Origin of the sequence: Sphingomonas sp. IC4-52, from assembly GCF_020707225.1 — a bacterium.
GTDB lineage: Bacteria > Pseudomonadota > Alphaproteobacteria > Sphingomonadales > Sphingomonadaceae > Sphingomonas.
The window spans coordinates 84,596-98,582 of sequence record NZ_JAJFEU010000005.1 but is presented as its reverse complement, the minus strand read 5'-3'; the positions used below and the strand labels follow the sequence as shown (position 1 = coordinate 98,582).

The 13,987-nt window shown below is 65.1% G+C and carries 14 protein-coding genes; 13 read left to right on the top strand and 1 reads right to left on the bottom strand.

What is annotated here, in order from left to right; genetic code table 11:
* Positions 1 to 148 precede the first annotated feature (148 nt).
* From LK535_RS13050 to LK535_RS13035, 4 genes are all read left to right on the top strand, one after another.
* A complete protein-coding gene (locus LK535_RS13050; RefSeq protein WP_227772361.1) occupies positions 149 to 589 on the top strand; it encodes an Lrp/AsnC family transcriptional regulator in 441 nt (146 codons plus the stop codon).
* A 69-nt stretch (positions 590 to 658) separates the two neighbouring features.
* Positions 659 to 1,396, top strand: coding sequence for an SDR family oxidoreductase (locus tag LK535_RS13045; protein WP_227772360.1), 738 nt, complete (start codon positions 659 to 661; stop codon positions 1,394 to 1,396).
* Between the two features lie 37 nt (positions 1,397 to 1,433).
* Positions 1,434 to 1,688: a hypothetical protein gene (locus tag LK535_RS13040; RefSeq protein ID WP_227772359.1), complete on the top strand. Its 255-nt coding sequence runs from the start codon at positions 1,434 to 1,436 to the stop codon at positions 1,686 to 1,688.
* Between the two features lie 219 nt (positions 1,689 to 1,907).
* Positions 1,908 to 2,105 (top strand): hypothetical protein, encoded by a 198-nt coding sequence (locus tag LK535_RS13035; RefSeq protein WP_227772358.1) that lies wholly within the window; start codon positions 1,908 to 1,910, stop codon positions 2,103 to 2,105.
* 891 nt (positions 2,106 to 2,996) lie between these two features.
* On the opposite strand, the gene LK535_RS13030 is transcribed toward LK535_RS13035, so the two are convergent.
* Positions 2,997 to 4,457, bottom strand: a complete 1,461-nt coding sequence (locus LK535_RS13030) for a M48 family metalloprotease (protein ID WP_227772357.1) — start codon at positions 4,455 to 4,457, stop codon at positions 2,997 to 2,999.
* A gap of 326 nt (positions 4,458 to 4,783) precedes the next feature.
* Between LK535_RS13030 and LK535_RS13025 the strand changes: the two genes are divergently transcribed.
* From LK535_RS13025 to kdpA, 9 genes are all read left to right on the top strand, one after another.
* A complete protein-coding gene (locus LK535_RS13025) occupies positions 4,784 to 7,003 on the top strand; it encodes a hypothetical protein (RefSeq protein ID WP_227772356.1) in 2,220 nt (739 codons plus the stop codon).
* Between the two features lie 2 nt (positions 7,004 to 7,005).
* Complete coding sequence (locus tag LK535_RS13020; RefSeq protein WP_227772355.1) at positions 7,006 to 7,758, top strand: SDR family oxidoreductase; 753 nt, start codon at positions 7,006 to 7,008, stop codon at positions 7,756 to 7,758.
* Positions 7,759 to 7,796: 38 nt separating this feature from the next.
* Positions 7,797 to 8,849, top strand: a complete 1,053-nt coding sequence (locus tag LK535_RS13015) for a zinc-dependent alcohol dehydrogenase (protein WP_227772354.1) — start codon at positions 7,797 to 7,799, stop codon at positions 8,847 to 8,849.
* A gap of 159 nt (positions 8,850 to 9,008) precedes the next feature.
* On the top strand, positions 9,009 to 9,653 hold the full coding sequence (locus LK535_RS13010) for a hypothetical protein (protein WP_227772353.1): 645 nt from the start codon (positions 9,009 to 9,011) through the stop codon (positions 9,651 to 9,653).
* A 167-nt stretch (positions 9,654 to 9,820) separates the two neighbouring features.
* Positions 9,821 to 10,129 (top strand): hypothetical protein, encoded by a 309-nt coding sequence (locus LK535_RS13005; protein ID WP_227772352.1) that lies wholly within the window; start codon positions 9,821 to 9,823, stop codon positions 10,127 to 10,129.
* Between the two features lie 77 nt (positions 10,130 to 10,206).
* Positions 10,207 to 11,010: a hypothetical protein gene (locus LK535_RS13000; RefSeq protein ID WP_227772351.1), complete on the top strand. Its 804-nt coding sequence runs from the start codon at positions 10,207 to 10,209 to the stop codon at positions 11,008 to 11,010.
* 175 nt (positions 11,011 to 11,185) lie between these two features.
* Positions 11,186 to 12,052, top strand: a complete 867-nt coding sequence (locus LK535_RS12995; protein ID WP_227772350.1) for a TorF family putative porin — start codon at positions 11,186 to 11,188, stop codon at positions 12,050 to 12,052.
* A 107-nt stretch (positions 12,053 to 12,159) separates the two neighbouring features.
* Positions 12,160 to 12,249, top strand: a complete 90-nt coding sequence (gene kdpF / locus LK535_RS12990; protein WP_066782165.1) for a K(+)-transporting ATPase subunit F — start codon at positions 12,160 to 12,162, stop codon at positions 12,247 to 12,249.
* A gap of 13 nt (positions 12,250 to 12,262) precedes the next feature.
* On the top strand, positions 12,263 to 13,975 hold the full coding sequence (kdpA, locus tag LK535_RS12985; protein WP_227772349.1) for a potassium-transporting ATPase subunit KdpA: 1,713 nt from the start codon (positions 12,263 to 12,265) through the stop codon (positions 13,973 to 13,975).
* The last annotated feature ends 12 nt before the right edge of the window (positions 13,976 to 13,987 follow it).

Sequence of the window (13,987 nt, the reverse complement as noted above, 5' to 3'; positions counted from 1 at the left end):
TTGCACGATCGATCATCGCCATCGCTACCTAATCTCCTTCGCGCATCATGAACGAAGTGGATGCGGATTTGTGGCCGAATCTGCGACGGATGCTGCTATCGAGCCGACGAATTCGCAGCTTCTGCGAAGCGAAGGGAAAATCACGGACATGATTGACGCGGTCGACCGCCGCATCCTGAACCAGCTGCGCCTGAACGCGCGGATCACCAACAGCGCGCTCGCCCGTGAAGTGGGGCTGTCGGAATCGGCGTGCCTGCGGCGGCTGAAGCTCCTGGAAAAAAGCGGGGTGATCCGCGGCTATACCGCCATCATCTCCGGCAGCGATCCCGATGAAGGGACGGTGGCGCTGGTGCAGGTGGAGCTGGAACGACAGACGGAGGAATATCTCACCCGGTTCGAGGCGGCGATGCGCAAACATGCCGAGATCCGCGAATGGTATCTGCTGACCGGCGACGGCGACTACCTGCTGCGGCTGCAGATCACGGGCATGGATCATTATGCGACCTTTCACCGCGATGTGCTGTCGCGGCTGCCCGGCGTATCGCGGATCACCTCCAGTTTCGCGATGCGCAGCAACCGCAAGCCTTGAGGGCGGCGGGCGATGCGGCCATGGCGGCTGCCGATTGATCGATGGCAGGCGGGTGGAACGGAATGGGGCGTGACTGAACTGGCCGGCAAGACCGCACTCGTTACCGGCGCCGGCGGCGGGCTGGGGCGCGAGATTGCCCGGTCGCTGGCGCAGGCGGGCGCGCGGGTGCTGCTGCACGGCCGGCGGGCGGAGCCGCTGCGCGCGCTGGCAGCGGAGATCGCTGACGGTGGCGGCGCCTGCGAGATTGCGGCAGCGGATCTTGCGACGGAGGCGGCGGCCGAACGCTTTGCGGCGCGCGAGGAGCCGATCCATATCCTCGTCAACAATGCGGGGGATCGCGACCGGCGCGCGATTGAACAGCTCGACCGGGCGGCGGTGCGGCGGCTGCTGGAGATCAACCTGGTCGCGCCATTCGATCTGGCGCGGCGGCTGGCGCCCCGGATGCCCGCGGGCGGGCGGATCATCAACATCACCTCCATCGCCGGCCAGATCGCGCGATCGGGCGATGCCGCTTATACGATGAGCAAGGGCGGGTTGGAGGCGCTGACCCGCGCGCTGGCGGCGGAGCTGGGGCCAAGGGACATCACCGTCAACGCGGTGGCACCCGGCTTTTTCGCGACGCAGGCCAATGCCGCCATGGTCGCCGATCCCGCGATTGCGGAACATCTCGCCCGGCGGACGTCGCTCGGCCGGTGGGGGCGACCGGAGGAAATTGCCGGCGCGGTGCGGTTCTTTGCCTCGCCGGCGGCGTCCTATGTGACGGGACAGGTGCTGGCCGTCGACGGCGGCTATCTCGCGCATTTCTGACGCGGACAGCGCAAGACGAACAAGGGGCCACCCGCCGATGGCGAAACGCAAACGCATGCTCCGCGCGACCATGGCCGACGGCTATGTCAAGGTGATCGGGCCGACCGCGAGCCCCTTCACCCATTATTGGCGCATCGTCGCGGATCTGGGCGGTGGGCGCACCGAGGTGTTCTGGGGACATACCAAGTCGCTGCGCGAAGCGACCGGCAAGAAAGCCGCCGCGGCAGAGGCTGCGCGGCAGCGTGGATGGGCCAGCTATGACTTCGAGGTGGTTGCGCTCGAAGAGTTCTGAATCACTGATTCAACAGGCTCAATGTTGCACTGCAAAAGCGGCAGTTCATCGCGTGGCGGACAATGTTCGCCCATAGGTAAGCGAACAACAACTTCCCGTAACATCTCCGAACGTCTCTGAACCCCTTGTTAACTGTTGCCGATAAAGCTTGCGAATCGGTGTGGGACGAGTCCACACTGATCGTGGGGAATGCGCAATTTGCGTAAATAGGGGGATGTTATGAATAATCGTTGGGAAGAGTTGGAGAAACGTGCCAGCGCGGCGCCGACGCTGAGGGAAGCGATGCGCCTGCTGGAAGAAGCGAGCCGCGTTCGGCGTACCATGTCGATCGAAGGTTATTGGCGCACGCCGGCACGCCGCGACGACAATCTCGCGAATTGGGGCAAGCCGGGCGAACAACGCCGCCATCACTCCTGATCGCCGGAGTCCCTGATCGGGACAAGCGTTGCCATCATGGCTCGGGAACATGGGCGTGCCGGGCAAGCGGCTGCCCAAATGTTTCCTTGTGTTGCTAATGGGGTTGGGCGATAGTTCCGGGGCGGCACTAGTCGTCGTCAGATGAGCGCCCTGTCAACTGAACTCCCTTCAGGCGGGGCGCTCACCTTGGTGATCCGGGGCGGGGCAGCACCCCTGGCGGGCGCGGCCCAGGATCGGCCTTGATTCTGCACCCTATGTCACTCGTTGTGCCGGGCGCCGAGCGCTCGCGGGCGGGGCCTTTACCCGTACTTTGACAAGTTCAGCCGGCGCGGTTCCGCGCCCGGCGCCGATTGTCCTTTGGTGAACCATCATCATCCATAACGGACTATACTCCCCACCCAAATGCGCTACTTGCGCAATAAGGTTTCCGGGGGGAGATACATGTCTGAGTTGATTACCGCGGGGGCTGTCGCGGCAGTTGGGGTTCTTTCGACTTTCCGTATCATCAAGGCACGACGGTTACGCATCGAGCGGGAAGAACGTCGAAACAAAAGAGACGCCGAAATGCGCCGCCGAATGGGGCTGGATCGGTGAGAGGACTGGCTGAAAGTTAAACACTTCGGCGGAGGAGGGCTGAACCGATGAATGGACGGCCACCATTATTCACCGTGATCGTGGTTTCATGGGTGAAACTCCTCGTTCGTGTCCTTGTTACGGAACGCGCCTGACCGACAGCCTTTTGCTGCGCTACAGACAAGCGGATGGCCTGGCGTCAACGTCGGGCAGGATCTCGGCAACGCCGTGTATCCGCGTGATCCCGACAGCGTCTGATCGTGCCGGGCCTGATCCGACCGCGCCTCATCGTACCGGGCCTGATCGTGCTGCGCCTGCTTACCGTGTGCCTGGCTGGCCGACGACGGTGACGATCTTGGCAAGGCTGCCGGGGCGCAGCTGACGCTGTTCGAGGCCGTTCAGCAAAGAGAAGAGCGGGCCGGGGGCCGGATCGACGGTGCGGGCGGCGAGGGTGGCGGGGGTGTCGCCGGCGCCGACCCGAACGGTGCGGATCACGCGCGGACGCAGCGCCGCAGCCTCTGCCGCGGACAGGCGGCGGAAGGAGGAGAACAGGCGCGCAATGGCCTGCGCGCTGGCATCCGCCGGCGGAGACGCGATGATAAAATGATAGGCCTGCCCGTCGCGCCCGTCATAGACGGCCATGGCGAGGGGAACATTGCCATCCTGCACCGCGAGGCGCACCTGAAGGATGATGGTGGGCAGGCCGTTGACCACCAGTTGCGAGACTTCGGTGATCTCCGCCGGCGCATCGCCAACGACATGCGCGGCCAGCGCCTCGGCGTAGCGGGCCAGCCCGCCTGGGGGCAGCGGGCTGCCGCCGAATTCACCCGAAATGCCGTTGGGGCCAGTCAGCCTGATCGCACGCGGACTGTTGGCGAGCGAAAAGCCAGCGGGCGCCTCAAAGGAAATGCGCATCAGCGGATGGGCAAAGCGGCTGCCGATCACGAAGCCCTGTTCGGGATCATCGCCGAAGAGCAAGCCGTCGACCGCGGCGAAATAGCTGGGTTCGTTTTCGGGTAAGGCGTCGTCGGCGAGCCCGGTCTTGTCGGCTGTTTCGCGCGCCCGCTCGATCCGCCGCTCGGTCAGCGGATGGCTGAGCGCCCATTCCGGGACGCTGCGGGCGCCGTCCGCGCGCTGCAGCTGCGTCATGAAGGTTTCCTGGCGCTTGAGCGCGGCCAGCATGTCGGCGGCGGCATGAACGTCATAGCCGGCATTCTGGAGGTAGCGGACACTGAGATCGTCCGCCTCATATTCCTGCGACCGGGAATAGCGCAGGCCGAAATATTGCGCCGCCTGATTGGCAAGGCGGGTGAGACGTTCCGAGCCAGTGACGCTGACCGCGATGACGCCGAGCTGGCGCCAGATCGAGCGGTTTTCCTGCCGCTGCGCATGGCGGCCGAGGATGTGGCCAAGCTCATGACCCAGCACGGACGCCAGCTCCGCCTCGCTGGTGACCACCGCCACCAGGCCGCGAGTGACGTAGATGTAGCAGCCCGGCACCGCGAAGGCGTTCACCACGGCGCTGTTGACGAGGGTGAAGGTGCATTGCCCCTGAAGCCCCGCCCCGGCGGCGACCCGTTCGCCCACGGCGCGGACATAGCGCGCGGTGGGGCCGCCATATTCGCCGCCGAACTCCATCAGCAGCGCGGGATGCTGCTCAGCGCCCAGCGCCCGATCCTCGGGTGAAATCGCCGTCGCGGGGTCGACCGGGGCGCCCGGCCCGCAGCTCGCCAGCCCGAGCGCGAGCGGAAGCGCCACCAGCGCGCCGATCCGACGCATCATAGCCAGCCGAGCAGATACAGGAGCAGCACGGTGAGGGCGGCCGAAAGGACCAGCGACCCCGCGCAGCCCAGTCGCCGCGAGAAAAGGAAGAACATGCCATCTCCTGCGCATCCGGGGTTCAAACTCGCGGATCTGTTGATCGGTCCCGAGCGTGCGCCTGCAGCGGGGTGCAGATGAGAGAGACGTGTCTTGCCGGGATCAATTGTTCGCGACCATTTTTCGTGACTTAACAAAGATTAAGCCAGACCTTTTAATTCGCCGCCGAGGCGGAACAAGTCGTGCGGTGGCAGCTTAGTGGAGGAAACCGAACGGAGACGGGCATCATGGCGACCAAGGTGGAGCACCGGCCACCACCAGTCAGCCCCTATCTGCTGGCGCTGCGCGAGACACTCGGAAGCGGCGGCAAGGGACTGGCGCAGTTCAGCATCGGGGAGCTTGAGGTCGAGGTACGCGCGGCACATGATTCAGTGTTCGCGATCGTGCGGCGTCCCGGGCATGGCGGGCTGGCCGTGCGCGCAGCCTTCATTGCCGGGCCGTTCAGCTGCAAGTCGCTGCGTTGTTCGCCCGGCGAGGCCGCCCGGATCGAGATCGCCAGTGCCGTCGGCACCCACGTTGTCACCATGGAACGGAACAAGGATGCGCTGGAGCGATTGCGCATCACCGTTCAGTTGACGCCAGCCAGCGACATCACCCTGCCGTTCGTGCCGCGCGACCTTTATCCGCTGGGGGAGGGTGACGATCCGCTGACGGCAATAGGCAATGTTGAAGCGGCGCAGCGCGGCCATAACGCCGGCCTGGTCTATTTCCGCATCGACGAGCCGGCGTTCGGCAATGTGCTCTACTTCCAGAACCTGACCGATCTGAACGATTACTTCCGCGCCACGGGCACCACGCCGGATGGTGTGGTCGGCGGCGAATGGCCGGAGCTTGGCTATCTGTTGCCCGCGCCGCCCCGCGATGCCGCACCGGAAGAGGCGGCGCTGAAGGCGGGCGAGACGGTCACGATTTCCGACGCGATCCTGATCTTTCGCCATCAGGCGCCCCCGCATGAGCGCGCATCCGCCAGGCAATTCGTCCAGATGCTGGGTGCCGCCTATCGGATGCTGGACCTGCCGGTCGTCCATTATCGCGACTGGGTGGACCGGGCGGAGCGCGCCGCGCGGGACCTGGCCGAAGCGCCGGAGGCGACCATCCGCCACTACGGCCACCTGTATGTGCATCCGTACACCGCGGCCGAATATCCCGACATCATGGTGCAGATGTCGGTAATCGCGGCGCTGCATGGCTGGGGCAAGTGGCTGGGCGAGCCGCTGCCGCTGGAGACGGAGCTGAAGAAGGGGCTGAGGAAGTTCTACGACCCCAAGCTCAGGACGCTGCGGCGCTATTTGCCCAACGTGGGCAAGGACAAGGACGCCGACGCCGTCGACAGCTGGTATCTTTACCACCCGCTGCTGAACCTCGGCATCCTCGCGCTGGACGGCGACGCGGACGCGCGCGCGCTGTTCCTGGATTCGCTGGACTTTGCGGTGAAGGCTGCGCGCCATTTCGATTACGAGTGGCCGGTTCAGTACAAGGTCAACGATTTTTCGGTGATCGAGGAAACGGCTCCGGCGGACGGCCGCGGCCAGACCGATGTGGGCGGCATCTATGCCTGGGTGATGTTGCAGGCGTTCGAGCTGACCGATGACAAGACCTATCTCGACGAGGCGCGCGCCGCGATCGAGAAGGCGATCGGGCTTCGCTTCAACGTCAATTACCAGGCGAACCTGACGGCGTGGGGCGCCGCTGCCTGTATGCGGCTGTGGCGGATCACCAACAACGACGTCTATCTGGAGCAAAGCTACGTCTATCTGGCGAGCTTCCTGCACAATTCGGTGATCTGGGACAGCCACATCGGCCACGCCGCGGCCTATGAGACGTTCCTGGCGGTTACTTGCCTGCAGGACGCGCCGTACATGGCGATGTACGAGTGTTTCGACAGCTTTGTCGCGTTTGAACAATATCTGCGTGACGGCGGCCCCGACCTCGAGCCCGAAGCGCGCATGCTGATCAACGAATATTGCAAATACGTGCTGTCGCGCGCCTGGTATTATTATCCCGACGCGCTGCCGCCTGAGGCCATTTCGGACAAGCAGCGTGAGCCGAACGGGCACATCGACCACAAACTCTCCTTCCCGCTCGAAGATCTTTATCCCGATGGGCAGCAGGCCGGGCAGGTCGGGCAGGAAGTCTATGGCGCGGGCGCGGCCTTTATCTTTGCGACGCGGGCGTTCCACCATGTCGAGGGCGCACCGTTCCGGCTGTATTGCGATTATCTGGTGCGCGGCGTGGAGCGTACCGGGGATCGCGCGCTGACCATAACGCTGGACGGCAGCGAGCCGTGCACCGCCAATCTGCGGCTGGTGCGGTTGAAACGGCGCAAGCTGACCAAGACGACGGTGACGACGTCGGACGGTGACGCGTTGCGCCCTTATGCGACGTCCGACGACCGGATCGACTATAACGTGCCCGCCAACGGGCGGCTCGTCATCACCTGGGAGTAAGCATGGCGATCGAGCACACGAGCCTGGCGGGCAAGCGCATCCTGTTGACCGGCGGCACCACCGGGATAGGGCGCGCCACGCTGGAACTGCTGGCGGCGGAGGGCGCGCGGGTCCTGACCTTCGGCCGGCATCAGGAGGCGCTGGACGAGGCGCTGGATAAAGCGCGCCAGGGGGCGGGCAGCGAGAGCGAGCTGTTCGGCGTGATCGCCGATTCCGCCACCAGGGAGGGGATCGAGCAGGTCTTTGCCGCCGTGGACGAGAAACTGGGCGGGATCGACATTCTGGTCGCTTGCGCCGCTTTGGGCGCGCAGCCGATCCACGAGATGGCCGATGACGACTGGCGCTATGTGATCGAGACGAACCTGGTCGGCTATCTCGCCTGCGCCCGCGCCGCGATCAAGCGGATGGAGCGGCAGGGCAGCGGGCATCTGCTGTTCGTCGGATCGATCAGCACCGAGATCAAGGCGGAGGGCGAAAGCGTCTATTCCGCGACCAAGGCCGGCATCCAGGCCTTCGCCGAGACGCTGCGCAAGGAAATCGCCGACAAGAACATCAAGGTCAGCGTGGTCCAGCCCGGCTCGGTCGACACCGACATGCAGGAATGCAGCGACGAGGAGAAACGCGAAGCGGTCGCCAATCACGAGATGCTGCAGGCGGGCGAAATCGCGGAGGCGATCCACTTCATCCTCACCCGCTCGGCCGCGTGCGACGTGGTGAACCTGCGCATCGAGCCGCGCATCCAGAAGACCAGCTGAGCCGGCCTCCTCCCAAGCACCAAGGATCGCACCGACCCATGAAGGCTGCCCTGAAGACCGCCGAAGGCACGTTCGAGGTGACCGAGACCGAACGGCCGATCATTCCTGCTTCGCACTTCGTTCTCGCCCGTGTGCGCGTCGCCGGCATCTGCGGCACGGACCTTCGCCACTGGAAGAAGCATGAGCCCGAGCTGGAATGCCACATCATGGGGCATGAACTGGCGGGCGAGGTGGTGGAGGTCGGCGAGGACGTCACCAACGTGAAGCCCGGCGACCGCGTGGTCATCGAAACGGTGATGGGCGATGGCGTGTGCGACTATTGCCGCGTCCAGCGCTACAATATCTGCGAGCATCTCTATGATGTGCGCACCCAATATGTATCGCGCGCTTATGCCGAATATGTCGCCGGGCCGGCGGAGAAATTCTACAAGCTGCCCGATCACGTCAGCTTCGAGGAAGCGTCGCTGATCGACACCTTTTCGGTCTGCCTCCATGCGCAGCACCTGTCGGGGCTGGGCATCAACGACAAGGTGGCGGTGATCGGCGCTGGGCCGATCGGGCTTGGCCAGATGATGCTGGCGAAGGCGAGCGGCGCCGATGTCATCATCTGCGACCTCGTGCAAAGCGCGCTCGACCTGGCGAAGGAGCTTGGCGCCGACGCCGTGGTGAACGCCGGGGCGCAGGACGCGGTGGCGCAAGTGATGGCCTTTACCGGCGGGCGCGGCGCCGACATCGTTTTCGAATGTGCCGGCGGCGAGTCCATGCCCATCACCCTGCCGCAAGCCACCCGAATGGTCCGGCGCGGCGGCAAGGTGGTGATCGTCGGCGGCTTCGATGCCGGCGAGACGACCATCCCGCTGGAATGGCAACGCATTCAGATGAGCGAGATCCAGCTGATCCCCAGCGCCAGCTTCGCCATGCACGACATCTATCGTGAACAGGGCATGGTGCTGGACCTGATTGCCAAGGGCCGGATCGACGTGAAGAAGATGATCACGCACCGCTTCCCGCTCGACCGGATCAACGAGGCGTTCGACACCGCGGATCGCAAGGAGGAAACCGGCGCCGTGTTCGTGGCGATCGAGATCTAGCGCGCGGGCGACCCGTTGCCGCCGCGCGCCCGGCCTTCACCCCCGACTGCTGGCCCGCAATCCCTTACCCCTGAAAGCAGATCGGCCGGGCGATGGCCAAGGGCACGCTCGCCCGCTAGGCCCGCAACACGCCAACACCGCCACGGGAGAAAGATGCTGATGGTGATGTCGCAAGACGATGCTGCAAGCGGCGCCAGCCACGCGCGGACCGTGCCCCTGGCCCGATGTGCCGCGGGGGCGATCGCTGCGGCGCTGTTCGTTGCCGCACCGGTCGCTGCGGCGGATTATGCCACCCGAACGGTTGAAGGCTGGACGGTGGCCGTGAGCAAGGACGGCAAGGGATGTTTCCTGACCCGCGACTATGATCGCAACGGTGGCACGACCCTGTTGCTGGGCCTGGACGTGGACGGATCCAATCACCTGTCGGTGCTGAACCCCAATTGGTCGATCAAGCCCAAGGAACAGCTGAAGCTGACCTATCGCCTGACGCGCGGCGGCTACAGCGATCACTTCGCCGTGGGGATCAAGTCCGAGGGCAAGCAGGGGTTCGTCTCGACCTTTGAGCCCAAGTTCCCGGCGTATTTTGCTGCTTCCAAGGCGCTGCACGTCACGCGGGGGGACGTGCCGGTGGCGCGGCTGGAGCTGCAAGGAAGCGGGGCGGCGGTCGCGGCGCTTCGTGAATGCGTCAGCGTGCAGAAGGCCAAGCCCGCTTCTGCCGTCGAGGAGGCGGAGCAGGGCGACTCGATTCCCAAGGACCCGTTCGCCCCTTCCGCGGAGCGGAAGCGCAAAAAGCAGAGAAAATAGCGAACAAAAAAAGTCACGCGAATCACGCAACCTTTTGATGTTTCAAGAGTGTGACAGAGTGGGCATCAGTTGATCGCAGAACATGCACATTTGATCAAAATACGGATTGTTGAAGGTTCGGCGCTCAGCTTCCTTGTTCCGACTGGTTAACGATCGAAAGACACGCAATGTATCTGTATGCGTCCAAAGTTGCTCCTGCCGTGCTTATCCTGGCGGGGGCCGTTGGCCTCGGCGGCTGCGCCACCAAATCCTATGTGCGCGAGCAGATCGCCCCAGTGAGCCAGCGCGTCGACACGCTCGAGGCGCGGCTTCAGGAGACCGACGGCACCGCGAAGGCGGCTCTGGCGGAAGCACAGGCAGCATCGGGCCAGCTGCAGACCAGCGGCCAGCGCCTCGATCAGCTCAACGGCCGCGTCGACAGCGTCGAGCAGCGGTTGCAGGCACAGGAATCGCGCGGCAAGCGCCCGCGCAACTGATCACCACGACCATCGACAAGAAACGGTCGCCCGCTCCATCACGAGCGGGCGACCGAAATTGTGAGCGTAACGAATAGATGAATGCTGTTTTGCGGGCGCTGGCCGGGCTTGCGCTGATCATTCCGGCCGCAGCGGGCGCCCGCCCGCTTGAAGTGACGCCGGCCAAGGCTAAGGCCACTGCCACGCAAGCGAAGGCCGCGACCAAGAAGGCGCCGGCGCGCAAGGCGAGCGCCAAGAAGGCCGGCGCGAAGAAGACAGCGAAGGGCGCCGCAACCAAGGCGGCCGAGAGCGCTCCCGAACCCGTCATCGTCCAGACGGCGGACACAAACCGTGTCGCGCGCTGGGTCGGATCGTCCGGCGACAATCAGAAGCTGCCCTATGCCATCATCGACAAGAACGATGCGTCGCTGTCGCTCTACAGCGCGAGCGGCAAGCTGCTGGACAAGGTGCCGGTGCTGATCGGCATTGCCCGCGGCGACGAAGCGACCGCAGGGGTAGGCACCAAGAAGCTGTCGGAGATCGGACCGGCCGAAAAGACCACGCCGGCCGGGCGCTATCTGGCGAAATTCGGCCTCGCTTTCGGACGGGAGCGCGTCCTGTGGGTGGATTATGCCACCTCCGTCGCGATCCACACCATTCCGGCGGACAGCAGCAAGAAGGAGCGCCGCCGCGAGCGGATGCTGTCCGAAACGCCGGAGGACAATCGCGTCACCTTCGGCTGCATCAACGTGCCCAAGGCGTTCTACGCGCAGCTGCTTCGCCCGCAGTTCCAGAAGAAGGGCGGCTATGTCTATGTCCTGCCCGACAGCAAGCCGATCGAGGAGGTATTCCCGCGGCTGCGCGTCGAAGCGGTGAAAGAGGCGAGCCTGACCGCGCATTAACCCCCACCACCAGGCTGCGGAGCCCCGCGCGCGGCGGACGGGCCCGGGAAAGCGTTCACTATACGCCAGCTATATGCGGTTGGCGGGAATCGATCTCGAATTGCTACGACGCAGGGGCCTAATCGCCCCGCCCTGAAGGCATCGTCAGGTGACGATTGCCGTGAAGGGTGGAACAATGAAGTTTCGTCATGCCGCTGCCGCGGTCGCTGCACTGGTCAGCACGGCGGCCGGCGCACAGGCTCAATCGACATCGCAGGACGCCGATAGCGCGCCGCCGCCGACGGTGACGATCAGCGGCAGCGCAGCGATCGCCAGCGACTATCGCTTCCGCGGCATCTCGCAATCGGATCGCGACATGGCGGTCCAGGGCGGGATCACCGCCAGCCATGAAAGCGGGCTGTACGCCGGCGTCTGGGCATCGAACCTGGCCGGATGGGGTACGTTCGGCGGCGCCAACATGGAACTGGACCTGATCGCCGGCTATAAGGCGGCGCTGGCCGACAATGCCACGCTGGACGTCGGGCTGACCTGGTACATGTATCCGGGCGGCGCGGCGAAGACCGACTTCGCCGAACCCTATGTGAAGCTAACGGGCATTGCTGGCCCCGCCACGCTGACCGCAGGGGTCGCCTATGCGCCGAAGCAGCAGGCGCTGGGCCGGTGGTATCGCACCGGCGCCGACGCCGCGGCGGGCACGTACACGGATCCGGGCGCGAAGGACGACAACCTCTATCTGTGGGGCGATGCCGCCGTCGCGGTAGCCGGCACGCCCTTCACCGCCAAGGCGCATATCGGCCACAGCCGCGGGCAGGACGGCCTTGGGCCCAATGCGACCGCAGTGTCGCCGACCGGCGCCTATTGGGACTGGTCGCTCGGGCTCGACACCAACTGGCGCAACCTGACGCTGGGCCTCGCTTATGCCGACACGGACATTTCGGCGCGCGAGGCAGCGTACCTCCGCCCCAGCTTCAGCAAGGGGCAGGACGGCACCGGCAGCATTGCCGCGGGCACGTTCCTCGTCTCGCTAACCGCAGCGTTCTGACAGGGCCGGGCCGATGCAGGACATGTTGTGGATCCTCGCCATCCTCGGGCTGCTGGCGGCGACGCTCGCTTACGCCCGGCTGTGCGACCATTCGTAAGGACGCGCCAATGACGCTCGACCTCTGGCTCGCCGCGATCACCGCGGCGGGGCTTCTCCTTTATCTCGTGGCGGTGCTGATCCGCCCCGAGCGCTTCTGAAAGGAGCGCTGCCATGACCATCACGGGATGGGCCCTGATCCTGGGCTTCGTCGCGATCCTGCTGGCGCTGACCAAGCCGGTCGGCCTGTGGCTGTTCGCGCTGTACGAAGGGCGCCGCACGCCCTTGCACCTTGTGTTCGGGCCGGTGGAGCGCGGCTTCTACCGGCTGGCGGGGGTCGATCCGGCCGCCGAGCAGGGCTGGCGCCGCTACGCGCTTCACATGATGCTGTTCAACACGGCGTTGCTGCTGTTCACCTACGCGGTGCTTCGATTGCAGGGCGTGCTGCCGGGCAATCCACAGGGGCTGCCGGGCGTGTCGCCGGACCTCGCCTTCAACACCGCGATCAGCTTCACCGCCAACACCAACTGGCAAAGCTATGGTGGCGAAGGCACTATGTCGAACCTCAGCCAGATGCTGGGGCTGACGATTCACAACTTCCTGTCGGCGGCGACCGGCATCGCGCTCGCCTTTGCGCTGTTCCGCGGCTTCGCGCGGCGAAGTGCAACGACGATCGGCAATTTCTGGGCCGATGTGACGCGCATCACGCTGTACCTGCTGCTGCCGATCTGCGTCGTGCTGACGATCTTCTACATCGCCAGCGGCGTGCCGCAGACGCTCGCCGGGGCCGTCGAAGTGACGACGCTGGAGGGCGCCAAACAGTCCATCCTGCTCGGCCCCGTCGCCAGCCAGGAAGCGATCAAGATGCTGGGCACCAACGGCGGCGGCTTCTTCAATGCCAACAGCGCGCATCCGTTCGAGAATCCGACCGCGCTGACCAACCTCGTCCAGATGCTGTCGATCTTCCTGATCGGCTTTGGCCTGACGTGGACGTTCGGCAAGGCCGTGGGCAACACGCGTCAGGGCTGGGCGATCCTGTCGGCAATGGTGATCCTGTTCCTGGCCGGTGTCACCATCACTTATTGGCAGGAAGCGGCGGGCAATCCGGTGCTGCACGGCCTTGGCGTCGCCGGCGGCAACATGGAGGGCAAGGAAGTACGCTTCGGCATTGCCGCCAGCGCGCTCTTCTCCGTCGTGACCACCGCTGCCTCCTGCGGCGCGGTCAATGCCATGCATGACAGCTTCACGGCGCTCGGCGGCATGATCCCGCTGTTCAACATGCAGCTGGGCGAAGTGGTGATCGGGGGCGTTGGCGCGGGCATCTACGGCTTCCTGCTGTTTGCCATCCTGGCGGTGTTCGTTGCCGGGCTGATGGTCGGCCGCACGCCCGAATATGTGGGCAAGAAGATCGAAGCGCGCGAAGTGAAGCTGGCGGTGCTGGCGGTGCTGGCGGTCGCGGTGCTGCCGCTTGTCATTCTTGGCTTTACGGCCTTGTCGTCGGTGCTGGAGCAGGGGCTGGCCGGGCCGCTCAACAAGGGGCCCCACGGGTTCAGCGAGATCCTTTACGCCTTTACCAGCGCGGTGGCGAACAACGGCTCCGCCTTTGCCGGGCTGACCGCCAACACGCCTTATTACAACGGCCTGCTGGGCGCGGCGATGTGGATCGGGCGGTTCTTCATCATCGTGCCGATGCTGGCGATCGCCGGCAGCCTGGCGGCGAAGAAGCACACACCGGAAAGCGCCGGATCATTCCCCACCACGGGTGGGCTGTGGGTGGGCCTGCTGGTCGGGATCATTCTGATCCTGGGCGGCCTTACCTTCCTGCCGAGCCTCGCGCTTGGCCCCATCGCCGATCATCTCGCGATGATCCGCGGCCAGCTGTTCTGACAAAGGGCGCCA